25 protein-coding genes, 1 rRNA gene and 2 other annotated features are annotated in these 26,722 nt (G+C 42.3%); all 26 genes read left to right on the forward strand.

Annotation, left to right across the window (positions count from 1 at the left end; all coding sequences use genetic code 11):
• Nucleotides 1-43: 43 nt before the first annotated feature.
• The 26 genes from rrf (at nt 44) to rpoC (ending at nt 26,681) form a co-directional block, all read left to right on the forward strand.
• Nucleotides 44-160, forward strand: a 5S ribosomal RNA gene (rrf, locus tag BM213_RS05290).
• Between the two features lie 221 nt (nt 161-381).
• Nucleotides 382-792: a CtsR family transcriptional regulator gene (locus BM213_RS05295; RefSeq protein ID WP_370627990.1), complete on the forward strand. Its 411-nt coding sequence runs from the start codon at nt 382-384 to the stop codon at nt 790-792.
• A 14-nt stretch (nt 793-806) separates the two neighbouring features.
• Nucleotides 807-1,358: a protein-arginine kinase activator protein McsA gene (gene mcsA, locus BM213_RS05300; protein ID WP_091701732.1), complete on the forward strand. Its 552-nt coding sequence runs from the start codon at nt 807-809 to the stop codon at nt 1,356-1,358.
• A complete protein-coding gene (gene mcsB / locus BM213_RS05305) occupies nt 1,351-2,415 on the forward strand; it encodes a protein-arginine kinase McsB (protein WP_091701735.1) in 1,065 nt (354 codons plus the stop codon). The genes mcsA and mcsB overlap by 8 nt, the downstream gene beginning before the upstream one ends.
• Before the next feature lie 20 nt (nt 2,416-2,435).
• Nucleotides 2,436-4,868 carry an ATP-dependent protease ATP-binding subunit ClpC gene (gene clpC / locus BM213_RS05310; RefSeq protein ID WP_091701738.1) on the forward strand — a complete coding sequence of 811 codons (2,433 nt, stop codon included), beginning with the start codon at nt 2,436-2,438 and terminating at the stop codon, nt 4,866-4,868.
• Nucleotides 4,869-4,925: 57 nt separating this feature from the next.
• Complete coding sequence (gene radA / locus BM213_RS05315) at nt 4,926-6,320, forward strand: DNA repair protein RadA (protein WP_091701741.1); 1,395 nt, start codon at nt 4,926-4,928, stop codon at nt 6,318-6,320.
• Between the two features lie 90 nt (nt 6,321-6,410).
• Nucleotides 6,411-7,499 carry a PIN/TRAM domain-containing protein gene (locus BM213_RS05320; RefSeq protein WP_091701744.1) on the forward strand — a complete coding sequence of 363 codons (1,089 nt, stop codon included), beginning with the start codon at nt 6,411-6,413 and terminating at the stop codon, nt 7,497-7,499.
• 19 nt (nt 7,500-7,518) lie between these two features.
• Entirely contained in the window at nt 7,519-8,205 is a 687-nt protein-coding gene (gene ispD, locus BM213_RS05325; protein ID WP_091701747.1) for a 2-C-methyl-D-erythritol 4-phosphate cytidylyltransferase, read from the forward strand.
• Nucleotides 8,205-8,687, forward strand: coding sequence for a 2-C-methyl-D-erythritol 2,4-cyclodiphosphate synthase (gene ispF / locus BM213_RS05330; RefSeq protein WP_091701750.1), 483 nt, complete (start codon nt 8,205-8,207; stop codon nt 8,685-8,687). The genes ispD and ispF overlap by 1 nt, the downstream gene beginning before the upstream one ends.
• A gap of 63 nt (nt 8,688-8,750) precedes the next feature.
• A complete protein-coding gene (gene gltX, locus BM213_RS05335) occupies nt 8,751-10,211 on the forward strand; it encodes a glutamate--tRNA ligase (protein WP_091701753.1) in 1,461 nt (486 codons plus the stop codon).
• Between the two features lie 42 nt (nt 10,212-10,253).
• Nucleotides 10,254-10,476: a binding site (T-box leader), on the forward strand.
• A 53-nt stretch (nt 10,477-10,529) separates the two neighbouring features.
• Entirely contained in the window at nt 10,530-11,195 is a 666-nt protein-coding gene (cysE, locus tag BM213_RS05340; RefSeq protein ID WP_003397631.1) for a serine O-acetyltransferase, read from the forward strand.
• On the forward strand, nt 11,176-12,573 hold the full coding sequence (gene cysS / locus BM213_RS05345) for a cysteine--tRNA ligase (RefSeq protein WP_091701755.1): 1,398 nt from the start codon (nt 11,176-11,178) through the stop codon (nt 12,571-12,573). Before cysE ends, cysS begins: the two co-directional genes overlap by 20 nt.
• Nucleotides 12,574-12,577: 4 nt before the next feature.
• Nucleotides 12,578-13,003: a Mini-ribonuclease 3 gene (locus BM213_RS05350; protein WP_091701758.1), complete on the forward strand. Its 426-nt coding sequence runs from the start codon at nt 12,578-12,580 to the stop codon at nt 13,001-13,003.
• A 2-nt stretch (nt 13,004-13,005) separates the two neighbouring features.
• Nucleotides 13,006-13,743, forward strand: coding sequence for a 23S rRNA (guanosine(2251)-2'-O)-methyltransferase RlmB (gene rlmB, locus BM213_RS05355; protein WP_091701761.1), 738 nt, complete (start codon nt 13,006-13,008; stop codon nt 13,741-13,743).
• Between the two features lies 1 nt (nt 13,744).
• On the forward strand, nt 13,745-14,254 hold the full coding sequence (locus BM213_RS05360) for an NYN domain-containing protein (protein WP_003397638.1): 510 nt from the start codon (nt 13,745-13,747) through the stop codon (nt 14,252-14,254).
• A 61-nt stretch (nt 14,255-14,315) separates the two neighbouring features.
• Nucleotides 14,316-14,966, forward strand: coding sequence for an RNA polymerase sporulation sigma factor SigH (gene sigH, locus BM213_RS05365; protein ID WP_091701831.1), 651 nt, complete (start codon nt 14,316-14,318; stop codon nt 14,964-14,966).
• Nucleotides 14,967-15,029: 63 nt separating this feature from the next.
• A complete protein-coding gene (gene rpmG / locus BM213_RS05370; RefSeq protein ID WP_003397640.1) occupies nt 15,030-15,179 on the forward strand; it encodes a 50S ribosomal protein L33 in 150 nt (49 codons plus the stop codon).
• A 31-nt stretch (nt 15,180-15,210) separates the two neighbouring features.
• Entirely contained in the window at nt 15,211-15,393 is a 183-nt protein-coding gene (gene secE / locus BM213_RS05375) for a preprotein translocase subunit SecE (RefSeq protein WP_003397641.1), read from the forward strand.
• Nucleotides 15,394-15,511: 118 nt separating this feature from the next.
• The gene (nusG, locus tag BM213_RS05380) at nt 15,512-16,045 is read left to right on the forward strand and encodes a transcription termination/antitermination protein NusG (protein WP_091701763.1); all 534 of its coding nucleotides are present in this window, start codon (nt 15,512-15,514) and stop codon (nt 16,043-16,045) included.
• A gap of 151 nt (nt 16,046-16,196) precedes the next feature.
• Nucleotides 16,197-16,622, forward strand: a complete 426-nt coding sequence (gene rplK / locus BM213_RS05385) for a 50S ribosomal protein L11 (RefSeq protein ID WP_003397643.1) — start codon at nt 16,197-16,199, stop codon at nt 16,620-16,622.
• Between the two features lie 103 nt (nt 16,623-16,725).
• On the forward strand, nt 16,726-17,427 hold the full coding sequence (gene rplA, locus BM213_RS05390; protein ID WP_003397644.1) for a 50S ribosomal protein L1: 702 nt from the start codon (nt 16,726-16,728) through the stop codon (nt 17,425-17,427).
• A gap of 53 nt (nt 17,428-17,480) precedes the next feature.
• Nucleotides 17,481-17,628: a sequence feature (ribosomal protein L10 leader region), on the forward strand.
• Between the two features lie 41 nt (nt 17,629-17,669).
• Complete coding sequence (gene rplJ / locus BM213_RS05395; protein ID WP_003397646.1) at nt 17,670-18,170, forward strand: 50S ribosomal protein L10; 501 nt, start codon at nt 17,670-17,672, stop codon at nt 18,168-18,170.
• A 45-nt stretch (nt 18,171-18,215) separates the two neighbouring features.
• On the forward strand, nt 18,216-18,578 hold the full coding sequence (gene rplL / locus BM213_RS05400) for a 50S ribosomal protein L7/L12 (protein ID WP_091701765.1): 363 nt from the start codon (nt 18,216-18,218) through the stop codon (nt 18,576-18,578).
• An 87-nt stretch (nt 18,579-18,665) separates the two neighbouring features.
• A complete protein-coding gene (locus BM213_RS05405; protein WP_091701767.1) occupies nt 18,666-19,265 on the forward strand; it encodes a class I SAM-dependent methyltransferase in 600 nt (199 codons plus the stop codon).
• 206 nt (nt 19,266-19,471) lie between these two features.
• Complete coding sequence (gene rpoB, locus BM213_RS05410; protein WP_091701770.1) at nt 19,472-23,032, forward strand: DNA-directed RNA polymerase subunit beta; 3,561 nt, start codon at nt 19,472-19,474, stop codon at nt 23,030-23,032.
• A gap of 49 nt (nt 23,033-23,081) precedes the next feature.
• Nucleotides 23,082-26,681, forward strand: coding sequence for a DNA-directed RNA polymerase subunit beta' (gene rpoC, locus BM213_RS05415; RefSeq protein WP_091701773.1), 3,600 nt, complete (start codon nt 23,082-23,084; stop codon nt 26,679-26,681).
• Nucleotides 26,682-26,722 lie beyond the last annotated feature (41 nt).

Below are 26,722 nucleotides of genomic sequence, written 5' to 3' on the forward strand. Positions count from 1 at the left end.
ACCTGTTATCTAGTTTTGAAGGAATCATCCTTCTATATGATTGCTCGGTGACGATGGCGGAGAGGTCACACCCGTTCCCATCCCGAACACGGAAGTTAAGCTCTCCAGCGCCGATGGTAGTTGGCGGGACACCGCCTGCGAGAGTAGGACGTTGCCGGGCAAGAAAAGACCAAGACTAAATTTGTCTTGGTCTTTTTGTTTTATTGAACGAATACAATGGGTAAAATATATAGTAGTGTAGGAAGGGAACCCTTGCATTTTTGAAGAATTCCGTGTATATTAAAGTTAAAGTCAAATATAGTCAAAGTCAACTGGCAGAGGAGGGATTATGTGAGGAATATCTCTGATGTCATTGAGCAATATTTAAAACAAGTGCTAAATATGAGCGGAAAAGATATCGTTGAGATTAAACGAAGTGAAATTGCAGACAAATTTCAGTGTGTTCCTTCGCAAATTAACTATGTCATTAATACACGTTTTACACTAGAGAGAGGATATATTGTTGAAAGCAAGCGTGGCGGTGGTGGTTATATTCGCATTATGAAAGTGAAAGCCCAGAGCGCTTCACAACTTATTGATCATCTACTGTCACTTGTTCAAGAGCGAATTAGCCAAACGCACGGCGAACATATCATTCAACGATTGCTAGATGAAAAGGTAATTTCAGAGCGAGAGGCGAATATGATGTTAAGCGTTATTGATCGCGCCGTCTTATCTATTGATCTTCCTCATCGTGATGAACTGCGTGCGCGCATATTGAAAGCGATGTTGACATCGTTAAAGTACATGTAGAGAGGGTGAATACTTTGATATGCCAAGAGTGTAATCAGCGACCAGCAACGCTTCATTTCACTAAAATTGTGAATGGGGAAAAAACAGAAATACATCTTTGTGAGCAGTGCGCTCATGAAAAAGGTGAAATGTTTATGTTCCCGCATCAAGGCGCTTTTTCAATTAATAATTTAATTGCTGGACTGTTAAATATGGATGCGTCATTAAAAGAACAGAAAGCGCCATCTTTCCATAGCGAGCATGTATTACAATGCGAACGGTGTAAAATGACGTATGCTCAGTTTGTGAAAGTTGGACGTTTTGGTTGTGCGAATTGTTACGAAACATTTGCTCATTATTTACCACCTGTTTTTCGAAGACTACATGGCGGCCATGTGGCTCATGAAGGAAAGATTCCGAAGCGGGTCGGCGGCACACTATATATCCGTAAACAAATTGGACAGCTAAAGCACGTGTTACAAGATCTAATTGTTAAGGAACAATTTGAAAAAGCAGCCGAAGTTCGTGATCAAATTCGGGAACTTGAAACAAAATTAAAGGCAGAAGGGGGCGCTTCACATGAGTAAACAATTATTTTTTCAGCGCGCTCTTAGCCCATGGATGAGTGAAGAAGGGCCAGATTCCGATATTGTGTTAAGCAGTCGAATTCGTCTAGCAAGAAATATGAAACAATATTCGTTTCCAACCGTATTTACAAACGAAGAAGCAATCGCAATTATTGAACTATTTGAACGGTTATTTTCGCAAAAAAGCTATGGGCATATCGGACCTTTTTTCTTATTGAAAATGAACGAATTACAATCAATTGAAAAGCGAGTATTAGTTGAAAAGCATTTAATTAGCCCTCATTTAGCTGAAGATTGCACGTTTGGTGCATGTTTATTATCTGAACAGGAAGAAGCTAGTATCATGATTAATGAGGAAGACCATGTTCGCATTCAATGTTTATTTGCAGGCTTCCAATTAAAAGAAGCATTGAAAATGGCAAGCGCCTTAGACGATTGGATTGAACAGCATGTAGATTATGCCTACGACGAAAAATACGGCTATTTAACAAGCTGCCCGACGAATGTCGGGACGGGATTACGAGCATCTGTCATGATGCATTTACCAGGACTTGTATTAACACAACAAATGAACCAAATCATTCCAGCAATTAATCAACTCGGTTTAGTTGTGCGCGGTACGTACGGAGAAGGTAGTGAGGCTTTAGGTAATATTTTTCAGATTTCTAACCAAATTACATTAGGAAAAAGTGAGGAAGATATTGTCGAGGATTTAACTGGAGTTGTTCGACAATTAATTGAGCAAGAGCGAATGGCTCGTGAGGCATTAGTAAAAACTTCTAACATACAATTAGAAGATAGGGTATATCGTTCTTACGGTGTTTTAACGAACAGCCGAATCATCGGTTCAAAAGAGGCAGCACAATGTTTATCCGATGTGCGATTAGGCATTGATCTAGGATATATTACAAACGTGCCAAAAACAATTTTAACAGAGCTTATGATTTTGACACAGCCTGGATTTTTACAAAAATATGCAGGCGGTGCAATGCGTCCGCAGGAGCGAGATGTTCGTCGTGCATCGCTCATTCGTGAACGATTATGCCAATTAAGTTAAATTAGAGGGGGTTGATCAAAATGATGTTTGGACGTTTTACAGAGCGAGCACAAAAAGTGCTAGCATTAGCGCAAGAGGAAGCAGTTCGATTAGGACATAACAATATTGGGACAGAGCACATTTTACTCGGTCTTATTCGAGAGGGTGAAGGGATTGCTGCGAAAGCGCTCATGGCGCTCGGATTAGGGCCAGACAAAATTCAGAAAGAAGTAGAGTCACTAATTGGACGTGGAAACGAAGTAGGGCAAACGATTCACTATACACCACGTGCCAAAAAGGTGATTGAGCTTTCTATGGATGAAGCTAGGAAGCTTGGCCATTCTTATGTAGGAACAGAACACATTTTACTCGGTCTCATTCGTGAAGGAGAAGGTGTAGCGGCGCGTGTTTTAAACAATTTAGGTGTAAGCTTAAATAAGGCTCGTCAACAAGTGCTTCAACTGCTAGGAAGCAACGAATCTGCCTCTGGGCATCATGGGGGGACAGCTCACGCCAATACGCCGACGCTAGATAGTTTGGCGCGTGATTTAACAGCGATTGCACGTGAAGGCGGTTTAGACCCTGTGATCGGGAGAAGTAAAGAAATTCAACGTGTCATCGAAGTGTTAAGTCGCAGAACGAAAAATAATCCTGTTTTAATTGGAGAACCGGGTGTAGGAAAAACAGCAATTGCCGAGGGACTAGCTCAACAAATCGTTAATAATGAAGTGCCTGAAACGCTTCGTGATAAGCGTGTAATGACGCTTGACATGGGTACGGTCGTTGCTGGAACAAAATATCGGGGCGAGTTTGAAGATCGTTTGAAAAAAGTGATGGATGAAATTCGTCAAGCTGGCAACATCATTTTATTTATTGACGAATTGCATACGCTCATCGGAGCAGGTGGTGCGGAAGGAGCTATTGATGCATCAAATATTTTAAAACCTTCTCTTGCTCGAGGAGAGTTACAATGCATTGGAGCTACAACGTTAGATGAATATCGGAAATATATCGAAAAAGATGCGGCGTTAGAAAGACGCTTCCAGCCAATTCATGTGGGTGAACCAACTGTTGAGGAATCGATTCAAATTTTAAAAGGATTGCGGGATCGTTATGAGGCGCACCATCGTGTTTCTATTTCAGATGAGGCAATTGAGCAGGCAGTAAAGCTTTCGGATCGTTACATTTCGGATCGATTTTTACCAGATAAGGCGATTGATTTAATTGATGAAGCTTGTTCGAAAGTGCGCTTACGTTCATTCACGACACCACCAAATTTAAAAGAACTTGAACAAAAACTGGAGGAAATTCGTAAAGAAAAAGATGCTGCTGTGCAAAGTCAAGAATTTGAAAAAGCAGCATCGTTGCGAGATGCCGAACAAAAATTGCGCGAACAACTTGAGGAAACGAAACGGGCATGGAAAGAAAAGCAAGGTCAAGAAAACTCTGAAGTGACTGTAGAAGATATTGCAGCCGTCGTGTCAAGTTGGACCGGAATTCCAGTTTCTAAACTGGCTCAAACAGAGACAGAGCGGTTGTTGAAGTTAGAGGAAATTTTGCATTCTCGTGTAATCGGACAAGAAGAAGCAGTTAAAGCTGTTGCAAGGGCTGTTCGTCGTGCTCGAGCAGGGTTAAAAGATCCGAAGCGCCCAATCGGTTCATTTATTTTCCTTGGACCGACAGGTGTAGGAAAGACAGAGTTGGCAAGAGCGCTTGCTGAAGCGATGTTTGGTGACGAAGATGCAATGATCCGCATCGACATGTCCGAATATATGGAGAAACATTCAACGTCTCGCCTTGTTGGTTCTCCTCCAGGATATGTTGGCTATGAGGAAGGCGGACAATTGACAGAAAAAGTTCGCCGGAAACCGTATTCTGTCATTTTATTAGATGAGATCGAAAAGGCGCATCCAGATGTGTTTAATATTTTGTTACAAGTATTAGAAGATGGACGCTTGACAGACTCTAAAGGACGGACGGTTGATTTCCGAAATACAATTATCATTATGACATCAAACGTCGGTGCTGACGCCCTTAAGAGAAATAAATACGTTGGTTTTAATGTACAAGATGAGAGTCAGCAGTACAAAGATATGAAGGGAAAAGTAATGGACGAGTTGAAAAAGGCATTCCGTCCAGAGTTTTTAAACCGAATTGATGAGATTATCGTCTTCCACTCACTTGAGAAAAAACATTTAAAAGAAATTGTATCATTGATGGTCGAACAACTGAAAAAACGACTACAAGAACAACAAATTGATTTAGAATTAACAGATGCAGCGATTGAAAAATTAGCGGAAGAAGGATATGACTTAGAATATGGAGCTCGTCCGTTGCGCCGAGCGATTCAAAAACATGTCGAAGATCGTTTATCTGAAGAATTGTTAAAAGGAACGATTAGTAGCGGGCAAAAAGTCGTCATGGATGTAAAAGAAGGTCAGTTTGTTGTACTAACAAACGAGACAGTAAAATAACAAAACAAGGTATGCTTACGTGCATACCTTGTTTTTCATGATGAAAGGAATGGAGCAATGGTTAAACGGAAAACGAAATTTGTTTGTCAACATTGTGGGTACGAAACAGCGAAATGGATGGGGAAATGTCCGGGATGTCATTCATGGAATGCTATGGTGGAGGAAACGGAAATTGTAAAACCCCATCATCGTGCGTTATTTGTGCATACAGAAGGGGTATTAGCGAAACCTGTATCCATTACTACGGTAGAGACAACGCAAGAGCCAAGAATTGACACAAAGTTTACAGAGTTCAATCGCGTGTTAGGGGGCGGAATTGTTCGCGGTTCCCTCGTTTTGATCGGGGGCGACCCTGGCATTGGGAAATCGACATTGTTATTGCAAATTTGCGCCCAGCTCGCAAACGATGAACATGCTGTGCTATATATTTCCGGGGAAGAATCCGTCAAACAAACGAAGCTTCGTGCTGAACGGTTGCATGTGACGGCCGACCATTTATATGTTTTATCTGAAACGAATTTAGAGCATATTATTCAAACGGTGGATGAGATGAAGCCTGCGTTTGTCGTCATTGACTCGATTCAGACGATATATCGTTCGGAGATTACATCAGCCCCGGGAAGTGTCTCACAAGTTCGTGAATGTACAGCGGAGCTGATGCGAATAGCTAAAACGAAAGGAGTTGCTATTTTCATTGTCGGACATGTGACGAAAGAAGGGGCGCTTGCAGGACCGCGCATTCTTGAACATATGGTTGACACTGTATTATATTTTGAGGGAGAACGACATCATACGTACCGCATTTTACGGGCGGTAAAAAACCGGTTTGGCTCTACAAATGAAATCGGCATTTTTGAGATGAAAGAAACAGGACTCACAGAAGTAAAAAACCCATCAGAAATTTTTTTAGAAGAGCGTTCTAAAGGTGCATCCGGCTCTACCGTTGTCGCTTCCATGGAAGGTACAAGGCCGGTATTAGTCGAAATTCAAGCATTAGTGTCACCGACTAGCTTCGGAACGCCGCGTCGTATGGCAACAGGCATTGATCATAATCGTGTTTCTTTGCTGATGGCTGTATTAGAAAAACGGGTAGGCTTGCTTCTTCAAAACCAAGATGCGTATTTAAAAGTAGCTGGTGGCATCAAGCTGGACGAACCTGCTATTGACCTAGCGATCGCTGTAAGCATCGTCTCAAGCTTTCGCGATCAACCGACAAATCATACGGATGTTGTCATTGGGGAAGTTGGATTGACAGGGGAAGTTCGCCGCGTGTCTCGGATTGAACAGCGTGTGCAAGAGGCAGTTAAGCTTGGTTTTCAGCGCATTATTATTCCGAAAAGTAACATCGGTGGATGGAACATGCCAGAAAGTGTTGAAGTCATTGGTGTGGCCGATGTAGAAGAAGCGTTGTATTACTCGTTAGGAGAAGGGAAAAATCGGCCAATATTTTAACAAAACGATTAAAAAATGATTAAAAATGATGCTCATATTGGTTTCAAACATTGGAAACTGTTTATAATGTAATAGGGGAGGTGAAAAAACGTGTTAAAACGAATTGTGCAAGCATCCTTTTTAATTACTGGGGGAATGCTGGGAATTATTTTCTTTCCTACTTTGTTGAAATTGTTGCACCTTAACGATCTTCCTTATATCGATAGTCCATATGTAGCGGCCCCAGTTGGTGCGATCATCGTATTCCTTCTCACGTTTTGGTTAGTCGATCATGTGGTTGGACTCATTCATTGGATGGAAGAAACGCTAGTTAAAGCACCTGTGACGGACTTGTTGTTTGGGAGTCTCGGTCTCATTTTTGGGCTCATTGTTGCCTTTTTAGTCGTCATTCCGTTGAATTCTATTCAAATTCCTTTTGTTAATACGATGTTGCCCATTTTTCTTACGCTATTGTTAGGTTACCTAGGTTTTCAAGTTGGGTTCAAAAAGCGAGATGAGTTAATGAACTTATTTTCTTTAACGAACAGAAGCGGAAAGAAAAAAGGGAGCGAGGAAGAAGAGAAAAAAGGAAAGTCGTTAAAAATTTTAGATACGAGTGTCATTATTGACGGACGGATCGCTGACATTTGCCAAACGGGTTTCTTGGAAGGGACGATTGTCATTCCGCGCTTTGTGTTAGAAGAATTACAACATATCGCTGATTCTTCTGATGCCCTCAAGAGAAATCGCGGACGAAGAGGGCTAGATATCTTAAATCGAATTCAAAAAGAATTAGCCATTAACGTTGAGATATATGAAGGTGATTTTGAAGGAATTCAAGAAGTTGATAGCAAGCTCGTAAAATTGGCGCAACTTACGTCAGGGATTGTCGTGACAAATGATTTTAACTTAAATAAAGTATGTGAGTTGCAAAATGTTCCGGTGTTAAACATTAACGACTTAGCAAACGCCGTCAAACCGATCGTTCTTCCAGGGGAAGAATTAAATGTTCATGTGATTAAAGATGGAAAAGAACAAAACCAAGGTGTTGCCTATTTAGATGACGGAACGATGATCGTTGTTGAAGACGGGAAAGATTATATCGGAAAACGGGTCGATGTACTTGTGACAAGCGTCTTACAAACTTCAGCAGGAAGAATGATTTTCGCCAAATTAAAGCTACTCGAAAAAGCATTATGAGCTGTTAGGAGATAGGGAAATGAACTATTCTGTCATTATACCGGCAGCTGGTCAAGGCAAACGAATGAATGCAGGAATGAACAAACAATTTATCGATCTTGAAGGAATGCCAGTTATCATTCATACGTTACGTGTATTTGAACGGGATGTTTTATGCCAAAACATTGTGTTGGTCGTTAATGATCAAGAACGTGAACAGTTTGTTCGTCTGCTCCATCGTTTTGAAATAAAAAAAGTGACATCAATAGTTCCCGGAGGGGAAGAACGACAACAAAGTGTTTACAATGGATTGAAAGCGGTGGGCGATACGGGCATCATACTCATTCACGATGGTGCTCGCCCGTTTGTTACAATTAAAAAAATTCATGAACTCGTTCAAGTAACGGAAAAGACAGGGGCGGCCGTGTTAGCTGTTCCTGTAAAAGATACGATGAAAAAGGTGGTCGATGGCCAAATTGAAAAAACGGTCGATCGATCGAGCTTGTGGGCTGTACAAACACCACAAGCTTTTTCCGTGCCGTTAATTCGCCATGCCCATGAACAGGCGAAAGAAGAACAGTTTATCGGGACAGATGATGCGAGCCTTGTCGAGCGGATCGGTCATCGAGTTGCTATTGTCGAAGGTGAATATACGAATATTAAACTGACAACAAAAGAAGACTTATTATTTGCAGAAGCCATTTTACGTACGAGAGGAGATCAATGATGTATCGAATTGGACAAGGGTTTGATGTCCATCAGTTTGCTGAAGGGCGTCCGCTTATTATTGGTGGGGTAACGATTCCGTATGAAAAAGGATTGCTCGGACATTCGGATGCAGACGTATTGTTGCATGCGATTGCTGATGCTTGTTTAGGGGCTATTGGTCAAGGGGATATCGGTAAGCATTTTCCCGACACAGATGAAGCATACAAAGATGCAGATTCAGCACTTCTTTTGCAACATGTATGGAGCATTGTGCGCCAACATGGATACAAACTTGTTAATGTGGACTGTACAATTATTGCCCAAAAACCAAAAATGGCACCGTATATTGCAAATATGCAGGAGCGAATTGCTGAGTTGTTAGAAGGGAACGTTTCACAAGTAAACGTGAAGGCAACGACAACAGAAAAGCTTGGTTTTACAGGAAGAGAAGAAGGAATAGCTGCCCAGGCCGTCGTTTTACTACAAAAGAATAATGAATGATGGATTTTGTAGGCGGTTTACGGTACAATGAGGTACAGAAATTAGGTAGATGGAGGTCATGACATGTCACAGGAAGTAAGGGTGCGCTACGCACCGAGTCCGACTGGTCATTTACATATTGGCGGTGCGCGCACAGCATTATTTAATTATTTATTCGCTCGCCATCATCGTGGAAAATTTATCGTTCGTATTGAAGATACAGATATTGAACGGAATGTAGAAGGCGGCGAACAGTCGCAACTTGAAAATTTGAAATGGCTCGGTATTGAATATGACGAATCTATAGATAAAGATGGTGGCTACGGACCTTATCGTCAAACAGAGCGTCTGCACATATATCGTCAATATACAAATGAATTGCTAGAAAAAGGATATGCTTACAAATGTTTTTGTACGCCCGAGGAACTAGAGCAGGAGCGTGAGGCACAAAAAGCAGCTGGTATTGCTGCCCCACAATATAGTGGCAAATGCCGTCATTTAACGCCAGAACAAATTCAGCAGCTAGAAGCGGAAGGTAAACCATACACGATCCGTCTAAAAGTGCCGGAAGGGAAAGTGTACGAATTTGAAGATATGGTGCGTGGCCGTGTTTCTTTTGAATCAAGAGATATTGGAGATTGGGTCATCGTGAAAGCAAATGGTATCCCAACGTATAACTTCGCTGTCGTCATTGATGACCATTTAATGAAAATTACACATGTATTCCGTGGTGAAGAGCATTTATCAAACACGCCAAAACAGTTGATGGTGTATGAATATTTCGGTTGGGAGCCACCAAAATATGCGCATTTGACGCTAATCGTAAATGAAAATCGTAAAAAATTGTCCAAACGTGATGAATCGATTATTCAATTCGTTTCGCAGTATAAAGAGCTTGGTTATTTGCCAGAAGCGATGTTCAACTTCTTTGCGTTATTAGGTTGGTCACCAGAAGGAGAAGAGGAGATTTTCACAAAAGAAGAACTTATCCGCATGTTCGATGTTTCCCGCTTATCAAAATCTCCATCGATGTTTGATAAGCAAAAGTTGACGTGGATGAACAACCAATATATTAAAAAGCTTGATTTAGATCGTCTCGTTGAATTGTCACTCCCTCATTTAATTCAGGCTGGGCGCTTGCCAGAACAAATGACAAATGAGCAAAAGCAGTGGGCTCGTGATTTAATTGCGTTATACCAAGAGCAAATGAGCTATGGTGCTGAAATTGTAGAGCTATCAGAGCTTTTCTTTAAAAAAGATATTGAATATGATGAAGAAGCGAAAGCAGTTTTGGCCGGTGAACAAGTGCCACATGTATTGAAAGCATTTTACGAGCAAATCGAACAGCTTGCAACGTTTAATAGTGAGCAAGTTAAGGCTGCGATTAAAGCGGTACAAAAAGAGACAGGACAAAAAGGGAAAAACTTGTTTATGCCGATTCGTGTGGCTGTAACAGGACAAACGCACGGTCCGGAACTTCCAGAGGCGATTCGTTTGCTCGGAAAAGAAACGGTAATGTCCCGATTAGCAAAACTCATCGGTTAACATTTCTTTGCTTATGTAATAAAATAGGTATAAGTCATATAGACGAAAGCGTTGAAGAGGAGAAGTAGAAAGAATGCAGCATGCCAGAGAGAACCACCTTGGCTGGAAGTGGTTTATGCTTGATTCTTTTGAAATGCACCTCCGAGCCTCCTTTCGAACCAGAGACGTTCTGCAGTAGAATGGAGCGGATTCCCTTCCGTTATAAGGGCAAGAGGGGGCCTTTTAGGCTAAACAGAGTGGAACCGCGCGATAAAGCGTCTCTGTGTCATTGTACACAGGGACGTTTTTTATTGGACAGATGACAAAGGGGGGAACAAGATGTTTAAGACATTAAAAGAAGACATTGAGGTTATTTTTGAACAAGACCCAGCGGCGAGAAGCTATTTAGAAGTTATTTTAACGTATTCAGGCTTGCACGCTATTTGGGCACATCGCATTGCGCACGCACTTTACAAGCGGAAATTTTATTTTTTAGCTCGTTTGATCTCACAAATTAGCCGCTTCTTTACCGGCATCGAAATTCATCCAGGAGCGAAAATCGGTCGTCGTTTTTTCATCGATCATGGCATGGGGGTTGTCATCGGGGAGACGTGCGAGATCGGTGATAACGTGACGGTATATCAAGGGGTAACACTCGGTGGAACGGGAAAAGAAAAAGGAAAACGTCACCCAACAATTAAAGATAACTGCTTAATTGCTACTGGAGCAAAGGTACTTGGTTCGATCACAATTGGAGAAAATTGTAAGATTGGGGCTGGCTCTGTCGTGTTGAAAGATGTACCGCCAAACTCAACGGTTGTTGGGATTCCAGGACGGGTCGTTGTGCAAAACGGCGTACGTGTTAACAAAGATTTAAATCATTGTGATTTGCCGGATCCAATTGCGGATCGTTTCAAAGAGTTAGAAGCAGAAATTGCACAACTAAAAGCACAAGTACAAGAACTAAAGAAAGGAACGGTGAACCATGAGCATTCAAGTATATAATACGTTAACGCGGAAAAAGGAGCCATTCATTCCACTAGAGCCAAACAAAGTGAAAATGTACGTGTGCGGTCCAACGGTATATAACTATATTCATATCGGTAACGCCCGTCCGGCTATCGTGTTTGATACGATTCGCCGCTATTTACAATTTCGTGGTTATGAAGTTCAATATGTCTCTAATTTTACGGACGTAGACGATAAATTGATTCGCGCAGCGAGGGAATTAGGGGAAGATGTGCCGAGCATTGCTGAACGGTTTATTGAAGCTTATTTTGAAGATATTACAGCGCTTGGCTGCAAGAAGGCAGACGTTCACCCACGTGTGACAGAAAACATTGATACAATCATTCAATTTATTGAACAGTTAATTGAAAAAGGGTACGCGTATGAAGTTGAAGGTGACGTATATTATCGCACCCGCCGTTTCTCCGACTACGGTAAATTATCACATCAGTCCATCGATGAATTAAAGTCGGGAGCTCGTATTGAAGTCGGAGAGAAAAAAGAAGATCCGCTTGATTTTGCGCTATGGAAAGCGGCAAAAGAAGGTGAAATTTACTGGGATAGTCCGTGGGGCAAGGGGCGCCCGGGCTGGCATATTGAGTGCTCAGCGATGGCACGAAAATATTTGGGGGATACGATCGATATACATGCTGGTGGACAAGATTTAACGTTTCCGCACCATGAAAATGAAATTGCTCAATCCGAGGCGCTAACGGGCAAACCTTTTGCGAAATATTGGTTGCACAACGGCTATATTAATATTGAAAACGAAAAAATGTCAAAGTCGCTAGGGAATTTTATTTTAGTCCATGACATTATTAAGCAAGTTGATCCACAAGTGTTACGTTTCTTTATGCTTTCTGTCCATTATCGCCATCCGATCAATTATAGTCAATCTTTGCTTGAAAGTGCGAAAAGTGGATTAGAGCGTTTGAAGACGGCGTATGCCAATGTCAAGCATCGCTTGCAAAGCAGCACAAATTTAACGACAAACGATGAACAATGGCTTGCGAAAATTGAGCAATTGAGAAACGAGTTTATTCGCGAAATGGATGATGATTTTAATACAGCGAACGGGATTGCTGTGCTATTTGAGCTAGCGAAACAAGCGAACATATATTTGTTGGAGAAACATACATCACAAACTGTCATTCAAATGTTTTTACAACAATTTGAGCAATTTTTTGATGTGCTCGGTCTTTCGTTACAACAAGACGAGTTGCTTGATGAAGAAATTGAAGCGCTCATTCAACAAAGAATTGAAGCGAGAAAAAACCGCGATTTTGCGTTAGCTGATCGCATTCGGGATGAGCTGAAAGCGAAAAACATCATTTTAGAAGATACACCGCAAGGAACGAGATGGAGAAGAGGATAAAACGATGTTGCATTTGTTTAACAAGATTAAAGACTTCCAACAGTTAAACGGTTTAACATTAGCTTATATCGGTGATGCCGTATACGAACTATTCGTCCGGCATCACCTTCTCGCCTTAGGAAAAGTAAAACCGAATGATTTACACAACTTAGCAAAAACATATGTTTGTGCTAAAGCGCAGGCGAATGTGTTACAATGGCTGCTCAGCCATAATCACCTTTCGGAACATGAACTCGCTATCGTTCGACGTGGACGTAATGCGAAATCAGGGAGCACGCCGAAAAACACAGATGTACAAACATATCGTCAAAGCACTGGGTTTGAGGCGTTAATTGGCTACCATTTTTTAAGTGGAAATGAGGAGCGGCTCAACCAGTTGATGCAATGGGCGTTAGATGTACATCGTCATGAAGCGGAAAGGAAGGTATAGCGATGGATCTTATCATCGGTAAAAATCCGGTATTTGAAGCATTAAAATCCGGACGGGAAATCAATAAAATATGGGTTGCTGAAGGTTCACAACGCGGTCAAATGCAACCGATTATTCAGCTTGCAAAGGATATGGGGATTATGGTGCAATATGTCCCTAAAAAAAAGATGGATCAATTGAGTGCAAGAAATCATCAAGGGGTCATTGCGCAAGTTGCCGCATATCGATACTATGACATAGATGATTTATTTAAAAAAGCGGAGGAACGTGGAGAAGCTCCATTCTTTATTATTTTGGACGAGCTTGAGGATCCGCACAACTTAGGTTCTATTATGCGCACGGCTGACGCAGTAGGGGCGCATGGCATAATTATTCCGAAACGTCGTGCAGTTGGCTTAACCGCAACGGTAGCGAAAGCTTCGACTGGTGCGATCGAATACATTCCTGTTGCGCGCGTAACGAACTTAGCTCGAACGGTAGATGAATTAAAAGAACGAGGCATTTGGATTTTTGGAACAGATGCAAAAGGAGAACAAGACTATCGTCAACTAGATGGCGTGATTCCTTTGGCACTAGTTATTGGAAGTGAAGGGAAGGGAATGAGTCGTTTATTGCGAGATAAATGTGATGTACTCGTTCGTTTGCCAATGATTGGTCATGTGACATCGTTAAATGCCTCTGTTGCGGCTAGTTTGTTAATGTATGAGGTGTACCGAAAGCGTCATCCACTAGGTGAATAACATGGATATTTTAATCGTTGATGGTTACAACATCATCGGTGCTTGGCCGGAATTGCGAAAACTACGTGATACCGACTTAGCTTTAGCGCGCGATCGGCTCGTAGAGAAAATGGCGGAATATCAAGCATTTACCGGCTGTAAAGTAATTATCGTTTTTGACGCACACCTCGTACAAGGAGCAACAAAAAAATATGTTGATCACCAAGTAGAAGTCATTTTTACGAAAGAAAATGAAACAGCAGATGAGCATATTGAAAAATTGGCAAAGTCGCTTCAGCGAGTTCGGACGAAAGTGTATGTTGCTACGTCAGATTATACGGAACAATGGGCGATTTTCGGTCAAGGCGCGTTGCGCAAATCGGCTCGGGAGCTACTTATTGAAGTGGATGCGGTGCAGCATCATATTTCAAAAAACGTTCAGCACATTCAACAAAAAAAACCAGTTTCAAAAATTCCTCTCACAGATGAAGTCGCAAAAATTTTCGAAAAATGGCGAAGAGGGGAAAAATGAACGATTGACCCTGTAAAAAAATGTACTGTATAATACTTTTATCCATGTGCAGGGCGGGGGGATCGGCGTGAGCGCAAATGACAAGCAACAAAATCGCTACGAACAATTGGAAGATGAAATGATTGTCGAGCTTGTGCATCAGGGGGATAGTGAGGCACTTGATTATTTAATTCATAAGTATAAAAATTTTGTTCGCGCGAAGGCACGTTCATACTTTTTAGTCGGTGCAGATCGCGAAGATATCGTGCAAGAAGGAATGATTGGACTGTATAAAGCAATTAGGGATTTTAAAGAGGAGAAACAATCGTCGTTCAAAGCATTTGCGGAACTATGTATTACACGACAAATGATTACAGCAATTAAGATGGCTACGCGCCAAAAACATATTCCATTGAATTGCTATGTTTCGTTGGACAAGCCGATTTATGAAGACGACTGTGCTCGCACGCTAATGGACGTTCTTTCTGGAACGAAAATGACTAATCCAGAAGAATTAATTATTAACCGTGAAGAATTTGATCATATTGAAGGGAAAATGACCGAATTACTTAGCGATTTAGAGAGAAAAGTACTTCTTCTTTATCTAGAAGGTCGATCGTATCAAGAAATTTCCGAAGAGCTTAATCGGCACGTTAAGTCAATTGATAACGCATTGCAACGGGTAAAACGCAAGTTAGAGAAGTATATAGAAATTCAAGGAATTAGCTTATAATATTGACATAAAAAAAAGTTGTATGATACAGTTTTTAAGACGTAGTATGTCGGAGGAAAACGTATGCGCAAAAAAGTGATTTTAGCATGTAGCCAATGTTTAAATAGAAATTATTCAACAATGAAAAATGTTGCTCAACATAGTGAGCGGCTTGAGATGAAAAAGTTTTGCAAAACGTGCAATACGCATACGCTTCACCGTGAAACGAAGTAACGGATGATCCCGAGATGTTGGAGGGTTTTATATGCAACAATTAACGAAATTTTTCCGCGAAGTCGTTCGTGAAATGAAAAAAGTTAGCTGGCCGAAACGAAAAGAATTAGTAAACTACACCATTACCGTTTTGGCGACGGTTGCGTTTTTCACCGTATTTTTTGCTGTTGTTGATTTAGGAATTTCAGAGCTAGTTCGCTTTATACTTGAATAGCACTAGGATATCCATGGTATAATGAAAGATAACGAACAGAAATAAAGCCCGGTAACGGGTTTTTATTTTGCCTAAAAAAGATATGTTTAGGGAGGGAAGGACGATAGCGTCCCAACAAATGGAAAAGAATTGGTATGTTATTCATACGTACTCAGGTTACGAAAATAAAGTAAAGACGAACTTAGAGAAGCGTGTTGAGTCGATGGGTATGCAAGATAAAATTTTTCGTGTTGTTGTACCTGAGGAAGAAGAGACAGACATAAAAGGTGGAAAAAAGAAAGTAGTAAAAAAGAAAGTATTTCCGGGTTACGTACTTGTAGAAATGATTATGACTGATGACTCTTGGTACGTTGTCCGCAACACCCCAGGAGTAACGGGATTTGTCGGTTCAGCTGGTGCGGGATCGAAGCCGACGCCACTTCTTGAGGAAGAAGTTTCAGCCATTTTAAAACGCATGGGCGTTGACTTAATCGAGCTTGAATTTGATTTTGAATTGAATGAAACTGTTCGTATTAAGGAAGGCCCATTCGCAAAATTCGTTGGAACGATTCAAACAATTGAGATGGACAAACAAAAAGTAACGGTGCTCGTGGATATGTTCGGACGCGAAACACCGGTAGAACTTGACTTTTCCCAAATCGAAAAAATATAATGGTAAACAACTTGCAAACATGCAAGAAAAGTGATAATATTTTAAGGTCAGTATGTCTCAATCATTGAGACGAATGCGATGATTGTTTTCATATATGGAGTGGGAGGGAACATCCCTAATACCACATCACGGACTTAAGGAGGTGTGTCTCGTGGCTAAAAAAGTAATTAAAGTTGTCAAATTGCAAATTCCTGCAGGGAAAGCGAATCCAGCACCACCAGTCGGTCCAGCATTAGGTCAAGCTGGTGTTAACATCATGGGATTCTGTAAAGAATTCAACGCTCGTACAGCTGATCAAGCAGGTTTAATCATTCCTGTTGAAATTACGGTATATGAAGACCGTTCATTTACATTTATTACGAAAACTCCACCTGCTGCTGTATTACTTAAAAAAGCGGCTGGTATCGAGTCTGGTTCTGGTGAGCCAAACCGTAATAAAGTGGCAACAGTAAAGCGCGACAAAGTGCGCGAGATTGCTGAAACAAAAATGCCAGACTTAAACGCGGCGAGCATTGAAGCAGCTATGCGCATGATCGAAGGAACAGCGCGTAGCATGGGTATCGTCATCGAAGACTAATGAAGATCTGGCTGGAAAAGGTTGCGGAAGCGAACTATATAGTTTTCGCAACCTTTATTCGTGGGAGGTCTTTCCGTTAAAACCACAAAAGGAGGAAATAAACATGCCAAAAAGAGGAAAACGTTACTTAGAGGCAGCGAAATTGATTGATCGCTCAACAGCATACGCTGTACAAGAGGCGATCGAGTTAGTGAAAAAGACGAATGTTGCAAAATTTGACGCAACAGTAGAGGTTGCTTTCCGTTTAGGTGTTGATCCGAAGAAAGCGGATCAACAAATTCGTGGTGCAGTTGTACTGCCACATGGTACAGGTAAAGTACGCCGCGTGTTAGTACTTGCGAAAGGTGAAAAAGCGAAAGAAGCAGAAGCTGCAGGTGCGGATTACGTAGGCGACACAGATTACATTAACAAAATCCAACAAGGTTGGTTTGAGTTCGATGTGATCGTTGCTACTCCTGATATGATGGGTGAAGTTGGTAAAATCGGTCGTATTTTAGGGCCAAAAGGATTAATGCCAAACCCTAAAACAGGAACAGTTACGTTCGAAGTTGCCAAAGCGGTTAACGAAATTAAAGCTGGTAAAGTAGAGTACCGCGTTGATAAAGCAGGAAATATCCATGTACCAATCGGTAAAGTATCATTCGATACAGAAAAATTAGTAGAAAACTTCACAACAATTTACGAAACAATCTTAAAAGCGAAACCGGCAGCGGCAAAGGGCACATACGTGAAAAACGTAACAGTTGCTTCAACGATGGGTCCTGGCGTAAAAGTAGATCCTTCTACAGTTGCTGTTGCTCGCTAATATATAGATGTTGACTTTCTAATTGGAATTTAGTAAAATACTCATTGTTTGAAAAAAGGATATCATTTGTACCGTAGACAGTAGGTGCCTCATGCAAGGCTTAATTTCCTACCGAGGTGTTGAGACTGATAAATGAGTGCATGCGTGCACTTTTAGGGGCCTCCATGTCTACGTTGACGTGGAGGCTTTTTATTGGGCGGTATAAGTGGTGTTGAAACTCAACTTCTACAGGAGGTGTTGACATGAGCAGCGTACTTGAACAAAAGCAGCAGCTAGTGGCGGAGATTGCTGAAAAACTTCGCGCGAGCAAGTCAACGATCATCGTTGATTACCGTGGCTTAAATGTCGCTCAAGTTACAGAACTTCGTAAGCAACTTCGCGAAGCGGGCATCGAGTTCAAAGTGTACAAAAACACATTAACTCGTCGTGCTGTTGCTGAGCTAGGCTTAGAAGGTTTAGACGAAACATTAACAGGTCCGAATGCAATTGCATTCAGCAATGAAGATGTCGTTGCTCCTGCGAAAATTTTGAACGAATTCGCGAAAAAGAACGAAGCGTTAAAAATTAAAGCAGGTATCATCGAAGGTAACGTAGCAACGTTTGAAGAAGTTAAGGCACTTGCAGAGCTTCCATCTCGCGAAGGCTTGCTCTCTATGTTGCTTAGCGTTCTTCAAGCACCAATCCGCAACTTTGCTCTCGTTACAAAAGCGGTTGCTGAGAAGAAAGAAGAGCAAGGTGCTTAATTTCCGAATCGTCTAAAATTAAAACATTAAGGAGGAAGATCGATCATGACTAAAGAACAAATCATTGAAGCGGTTAAAAATATGACTGTTTTAGAATTAAACGACTTAGTAAAAGCAATTGAAGAAGAGTTTGGTGTAACTGCTGCTGCTCCTGTAGTAGTTGCTGGCGGTGCTGCTGGTGCTGCTGCTGAAGAAAAAACTGAATTCGACGTAATCCTTGCGGATGGCGGTGCGCAAAAAATTAAAGTTATTAAAGTTGTGCGCGAACTTACTGGTCTTGGCTTAAAAGAAGCAAAAGACTTAGTAGACAACACTCCAAAGCCAGTTAAAGAAGGCGTTTCTAAAGAAGAAGCTGAAGAAATCAAAGCGAAACTTGAAGAAGCTGGCGCGAAAGTTGAAATTAAGTAATGATGTAGGGAAGCTCGCTCGTAGTAGCGAGCTTCTTTGTATTTTCATGTTCATTCGTTTACAATGAAAGAAAGAGAGGTGAGTGTGATGGTTGATCATTACTATACGGAGCGACCAAATGTAGAGAGTAAACCGTTTCAATGGACGTATATGCTACGAGGGCATCAATTTTTATTTACAGTCGATCAAGGGGTGTTTTCGAAAAAAGAAGTGGATTTTGGTTCGCGGTTATTAATTGAGACGTTTGTTGAGCCAACTGTGCCGGGGAATATTCTTGACGTCGGATGTGGGTATGGGCCGATCGGTTTAGCGCTTGCGAAAAATTTCCCGCACCGAATGGTAGATATGATCGATGTGAACGAACGAGCGATTGAGTTGGCGGAGAAGAACAAGCGGCAAAACAAAATTGAAAACGCGCGAATTTACATAAGTAATTTATTTGAACGAGTTGAAGGACAGTTTGCGGCGATTGTTACAAACCCACCGATTCGCGCTGGCAAGGCGGTTGTCCATGCTATTTTTGAACAAAGTGCAAACTATCTTCTTCCCAAGGGGGAGCTTTGGGTTGTTATTCAAAAAAAACAAGGAGCTCCATCTGCATTAGAGAAGTTAAACATGATCTTTGCTCAAGTTGATGTTGTTGAAAAGAAAAAAGGTTACTTTATTATTCGGGCACAAAAAGCTTGACGCCTAAACCTCTTTATGATATCATTATAAAATGCTAAATGTGTATTTTTTTAGTTTACGTATGCTGTGTATGCATGTATAATTTTAGTTTTAAAGGAAAAACTTATAAAATATATAATAGGTCAAACATGTGGTTTTCTTATAAGAAACCATTTCTTTTTTGTCTTACGACAAGTTATTAATGTTTGATTTGAGGGGTGAATCAGTTGACAGGTCAACTAGTTCAATACGGACGACACCGCCAACGAAGAAGTTATGCGCGCATTAGTGAGGTGTTGGAACTACCGAACTTAATTGAAATTCAAACTTCTTCCTACCAGTGGTTTCTCGACGAAGGATTGCGTGAAATGTTTCAAGATATTTCACCGATCGAAGATTTTACAGGAAATTTGTCACTAGAATTTATTGATTACAGCTTAGGAGAGCCGAAGTACTCTGTTGAAGAGTCGAAAGAACGCGACGTTACATACGCGGCACCGCTTCGGGTCAAAGTGCGCCTCATCAACAAGGAAACAGGCGAAGTAAAAGAACAAGATGTATTTATGGGAGACTTCCCGTTAATGACAGAAACAGGAACATTCATCATTAATGGTGCTGAACGCGTTATCGTTTCACAGCTTGTTCGTTCACCGAGCGTGTACTACAGCGACAAAGTGGATAAAAATGGAAAGCGCGGGTTTACGGCCACTGTTATTCCGAACCGCGGCGCATGGCTAGAATACGAAACAGACGCAAAAGACGTTGTTTACGTTCGTATCGATCGTACGCGTAAGTTGCCTGTAACTGTATTGTTGCGAGCGCTAGGTTTTGGCTCAGACCAAGAGATTGTCGATTTGCTTGGTGATAATGAGTATATTCGTAACACGTTAGAAAAAGACAATACAGAGAGCACAGAAAAAGCATTGCTTGAAATTTATGAACGGTTACGTCCTGGGGAGCCGCCTACCGTTGAAAATGCAAAAAGCTTGTTGATCTCTCGTTTCTTTGATCCGAAACGATACGATTTGGCGAGTGTAGGTCGTTATAAAATCAACAAAAAGCTTCATATTAAAAACCGTTTATTTGGTCAGCGTTTGGCGGAAACGCTCGTTCATCCAGAAACGGGTGAGGTAATCGCAGAAAAAGGAACTGTTCTTGATCGTAGAACGCTCGACCGCATTTTACCTGAGCTTGAAAAAGGGATTGGTATGCGAAAATACCAACCGCTCGGGGGCGTTGTCGAAGATGAATTTGCTTTGCAAGCGATCAAAATTTACGCCCCAAATGATCCAGATGGCGAAAAAGTCATCACGGTCATTAGCAACGGATACATTCCGGAAACGGTAAAACATATTACCCCTGCGGATATTATTGCATCCATTAGCTACTTCTTTAACTTATTGCATGGGGTCGGTGATACGGACGATATCGACCATTTAGGAAACCGTCGACTTCGTTCTGTTGGCGAGTTGTTGCAAAATCAGTTCCGAATTGGTCTTTCGCGCATGGAGCGCGTCGTTCGCGAACGGATGTCCATTCAAGATACTAACACAATTACGCCACAGCAACTCATTAACATTCGTCCGGTAATTGCGGCGATTAAAGAGTTTTTTGGAAGCTCGCAATTATCGCAATTCATGGATCAAACAAACCCGCTTGCAGAGCTGACACATAAACGCCGTCTGTCTGCGCTTGGTCCAGGTGGTTTAACGCGTGAACGTGCTGGTTTTGAAGTGCGTGACGTTCACTATTCGCACTACGGGCGCATGTGTCCAATTGAAACGCCGGAAGGTCCAAACATCGGGTTGATCAACTCGCTTTCGACATATGCGAAAGTTAATAAATTTGGCTTTATTGAAACGCCTTACCGTCGTGTTGATCCTGAAACAGGAAAAGTAACGGATCAAATTGACTATTTAACAGCGGATGAGGAAGATAATTACGTCGTTGCTCAAGCGAACGTTCCAATTGCGGAAGATGGAACGTTTTTAGAGGAAAACGTCGTTGCTCGCTTCCGTGGTGAAAATATTGTTGTTAAGCGCGATCGCGTTGACTATGTAGACGTTTCACCAAAACAAGTTGTGTCAGTTGCGACTGCATGCATTCCATTCTTAGAAAACGATGACTCGAACCGCGCGCTCATGGGTGCGAACATGCAACGTCAAGCTGTTCCACTTATGCAGCCTGAAGCGCCAATTGTCGGTACGGGAATGGAATATGTCGCAGCGAAAGATTCCGGTGCCGCAGTAATTTGTAAACATCGCGGGATCGTGGAGCGAGTAGAGGCGAAAGAGATTTGGGTGCGCCGTTTAATCGAAGTTGATGGAAAAGAAGTAAAAGGCGATTTAGATAAATATCGTTTGTTGAAATTTGTTCGTTCAAACCAAGGAACATGTTACAACCAACGTCCAATCGTCAAAGCAGGCGATATCGTTGAGAAAGGCGAAATTTTAGCGGACGGTCCATCCATGGAAAAAGGTGAGTTAGCGCTTGGGCGTAACGTGCTTGTCGCGTTTATGACGTGGGACGGATACAACTACGAAGACGCGATCATTATGAGTGAGCGTCTTGTAAAAGATGATGTGTACACGTCTATCCATATCGAGGAATACGAATCTGAAGCGCGCGATACAAAGCTCGGTCCGGAAGAAATTACGCGCGATATTCCAAACGTTGGTGAAGATGCGCTTCGTAACTTAGATGAACGCGGTATTGTCCGCATCGGTGCAGAAGTAAAAGATGGAGACTTGCTTGTCGGTAAAGTTACTCCAAAAGGTGTTACGGAGTTAACTGCAGAAGAGCGCCTATTACATGCTATCTTTGGCGAGAAAGCACGTGAAGTTCGAGATACATCTTTACGCGTACCACATGGTGGGGGCGGAATTGTCCTTGATGTAAAAGTATTTAACCGCGAAGATGGTGACGAGTTGCCGCCAGGTGTAAACCAGCTTGTTCGCGTGTACATTGTACAAAAGCGGAAAATTTCTGAAGGTGACAAAATGGCGGGACGCCATGGAAACAAAGGGGTCATCTCGCGCATTTTACCTGAAGAAGATATGCCGTTTTTACCGGATGGCACCCCAGTGGACATTATGTTAAACCCACTAGGCGTACCTTCACGTATGAACATCGGGCAAGTATTTGAGTTACATCTCGGAATGGCAGCAAGAAAACTCGGGCTTCATGTTGCTTCACCTGTATTCGACGGTGCCAATGAAGAAGATGTATGGACAACTTTAGAGGAAGCAGGAATGGCACGCGATGCCAAAACGGTTTTATATGACGGACGTACTGGAGAGCCGTTTGACAACCGTGTTTCTGTCGGTATTATGTACATGATTAAGCTCGCACACATGGTTGACGATAAGTTGCATGCTCGTTCGACAGGTCCATATTCACTCGTTACACAACAGCCACTCGGAGGAAAAGCACAATTTGGTGGTCAACGTTTCGGTGAAATGGAAGTATGGGCGCTTGAAGCGTACGGAGCGGCTTACACGTTACAAGAAATTTTAACAGTCAAATCGGACGACGTCGTTGGTCGTGTGAAAACGTACGAAGCGATCGTGAAAGGTGAAAACGTCCCAGAACCAGGCGTTCCGGAATCGTTCAAAGTATTAATTAAGGAATTACAAAGCTTAGGTATGGATGTCACAGTTTTATCGAGTGACGAAAAAGAAATTAGCATGGAGAATTTCGGGGAAGATGATGACGTTCCACCAGTTGACATCATCCCACCTACAGATGAGTCAGCCAAAGAAGATGAAGGCGTCGTTGTGAAAGAATAGCGTGTTGACATAAGGGTAAAACCTGGATATTAAAAGGGAGGTAGGCCCCTTGTTAGATGTAAATAAGTTTGAATATATGAAGATCGGACTCGCTTCACCCGAGAAAATTCGTTCTTGGTCGTATGGTGAAGTTAAAAAACCAGAAACGATTAACTATCGAACATTAAAACCAGAGAAAGACGGACTATTTTGCGAACGCATTTTTGGTCCGACGAAAGACTGGGAATGTCATTGTGGAAAGTATAAGCGCGTTCGTTATAAAGGTGTCGTTTGTGATCGATGCGGTGTGGAAGTTACGCGAGCAAAAGTTCGTCGTGAGCGCATGGGTCATATTGAACTAGCAGCCCCTGTTTCACATATTTGGTATTTTAAAGGAATTCCTAGCCGCATGGGACTTGTGTTAGACATGTCCCCTCGCGCGCTAGAAGAAGTCATTTATTTTGCATCTTATGTCGTGACTGATCCGGGTGATACGCCATTAGAAAAGAAACAATTGCTTTCTGAAAAAGAGTATCGCGCGTATCGTGAAAAGTACGGGAACTCATTCCAAGCTTTGATGGGTGCAGAAGCGATTAAAAAGCTTCTGCAAGACATCGATCTTGAAAAAGAAGTAGAGACGTTAAAGGAAGAATTGAAGACGGCACAAGGGCAGCGTCGGGCTCGCACAATTAAACGTCTCGAAGTGCTAGAGGCTTTTCGCAACTCTGGCAACGACCCGTCTTGGATGGTATTGGACGTTTTACCGGTCATTCCACCGGAGTTGCGCCCGATGGTCCAATTGGATGGTGGACGTTTTGCGACGTCAGATTTGAACGATTTATATCGTCGAGTAATTAACCGAAACAATCGTCTAAAACGTCTGTTGGATCTTGGCGCACCAAACATTATCGTTCAAAACGAAAAGCGAATGCTTCAAGAGGCGGTTGATGCGTTAATTGACAATGGTCGCCGCGGTCGCCCTGTTACAGGGCCAGGAAACCGTCCGCTGAAGTCACTGTCGCACATGTTGAAAGGAAAGCAAGGACGTTTCCGTCAAAACTTGCTCGGTAAGCGTGTTGACTATTCTGGACGTTCCGTTATCGTTGTTGGGCCAAACTTAAAAATGTATCAATGTGGTTTGCCGAAAGAAATGGCGCTTGAGTTGTTTAAGCCGTTTGTAATGAAAGAGTTAGTAGAGCGCGGTTTAGCGCACAACATTAAAAGCGCGAAGCGAAAAATCGAGCGCGTTCATCCAGAAGTTTGGGATGTGTTAGAGTCTGTTATTAAAGAACATCCGGTACTATTAAACCGTGCACCGACTCTTCACCGTCTTGGAATCCAGGCGTTCGAGCCAACGCTTGTAGAAGGTCGTGCCATTCGCTTACATCCGCTCGTATGTACTGCGTACAACGCGGATTTTGACGGTGACCAAATGGCTGTTCACGTGCCGCTTTCAGCAGAAGCGCAAGCTGAAGCACGTCTACTTATGCTAGCAGCGCAAAACATTTTGAATCCGAAAGATGGAAAGCCGGTCGTTACTCCTTCACAGGACATGGTTTTAGGAAACTACTATTTAACGATGGAGCGTGAAGGGGCAGTCGGAGAAGGAATGGTATTCAAAGACACAGACGAAGCGTTGTTAGCATATCATAACGGTTATGTTCATTTGCATACACGCATCGCCGTTCATGCAGGTTCGTTGAAAAACGAAACATTTACAGAAGAGCAAAACAATAAGTTACTCGTAACGACTGTCGGGAAATTGATCTTTAATGAAATTTTGCCGAAGTCATTCCCTTATATTAATGAGCCGACGCAAGAAAACATTGAAGAACGAACACCGAATAAGTATTTCCTAGATAAAGGTGTGAACGTGAAAGAAGAAATTCGCAAGCGTCCGCTCGTTCCACCGTTTAAGAAGAAAATTCTTGGTAACATCATTGCGGAAGTATTTAAACGCTTTAAAATTACAGAGACATCCAAAATGCTTGACCGCATGAAGGATCTTGGATTCAAGTATTCGACGAAAGCCGGTATTACAATCGGGGTAGCTGACATCGTTGTCTTGTCTGAAAAACAAGAAATTTTAGAAGAAGCACAAGCGAAAGTTGATATGGTATTAAAACAATTTAGACGCGGTTTAATTACTGATGAAGAGCGTTATGAGCGTGTCATTTCGATTTGGAGTGCGGCGAAAGATAAAATTCAAGGTCGTCTAATGGAGTCGCTTGATAAGCGAAATCCGATTTTCATGATGAGTGACTCCGGAGCCCGTGGTAACGCATCGAACTTTACGCAGCTTGCAGGTATGCGCGGGTTAATGGCGAACCCAGCCGGGCGCATTATTGAACTTCCGATTAAGTCTTCGTTCCGTGAAGGATTAACGGTACTTGAATATTTCATTTCAACGCACGGAGCGCGTAAAGGTCTTGCTGACACGGCGTTGAAAACAGCCGACTCTGGTTATTTAACGCGCCGTCTCGTAGACGTTGCGCAAGACGTCATCATTCGTGAAGACGATTGCGGTACAGATCGAGGCACGTTAATTTGTGCGTTAAAAGACGGTACGGAAGTCATTGTAAAACTCGAAGATCGCCTTGTGGGACGTTATGCACGAAAAACGGTAAAACATCCAGAAACAGGCGAAGTGCTTGTGCGTGAAAATGAAATGATTACAGAAGACATCGCAAACGCCATTGTAAAAGCTGGAATTGAAGAAGTGTGGATTCGTTCTGCATTTACATGTAATACGCGTCACGGTGTATGTAAAAAATGTTACGGACGCAACTTGGCGACGGGCGCAGAAGTTGAGGTTGGTGAAGCGGTCGGTATTATCGCAGCCCAATCGATCGGTGAACCAGGTACACAGCTTACAATGCGTACGTTCCACACAGGCGGGGTAGCAGGAGACGATATTACACAAGGTTTACCGCGCGTACAGGAGTTATTTGAAGCGCGGAATCCGAAAGGTCAGGCGGTTATTTCGGAAATTGACGGCGTTGTCGCGGCAATTAATGAAACACGCGATCGTCAGCGTGAAATCGTCGTTCAAGGTGAAGTTGAGACGCGGACGTATACGACTCCTTATAGCGCACGTCTTAAAGTACAGGAAGGACAGAAAGTTGAACGCGGTCAAGAACTAACGGAAGGTTCAATCGACCCGAAAGAACTATTGAGAGTCAAGGATATGAATGCTGTTCAAGAGTACTTGTTGCGTGAAGTACAAAAAGTATATCGCATGCAAGGGGTAGAAATTAGCGATAAACATATTGAAGTCATGGTTCGCCAGATGCTTCGTAAAGTTCGCGTCATCGATGCAGGCGATACAGACTTGTTGCCAGGTACACTACTTGACATCCATCAATTTACGGATGCGAATACAAAAGTATTGTTGGAGGGCAAACGTCCGGCGACAGCTCGTTCTGTGCTACTTGGAATTACAAAAGCATCACTTGAAACAGATTCGTTCTTGTCTGCAGCTTCATTCCAAGAGACGACACGTGTCTTAACGGATGCGGCAATTAAAGGAAAACGTGATGAATTGCTAGGATTAAAAGAAAACGTCATTATCGGTAAACTTGTTCCGGCAGGGACAGGAATGGCACGCTATCGTAAAGCAAAGCCAATCATTAAAACGAGTAAAGATGAAGATGTTGTCACAACGAAATAATGATCAACCTATTGCTAGCGTCGTTTTGCTAGCAATAGGTT

This window comes from Anoxybacillus pushchinoensis (genome assembly GCF_900111795.1).
Taxonomy (GTDB): domain Bacteria; phylum Bacillota; class Bacilli; order Bacillales; family Anoxybacillaceae; genus Anoxybacillus; species Anoxybacillus pushchinoensis.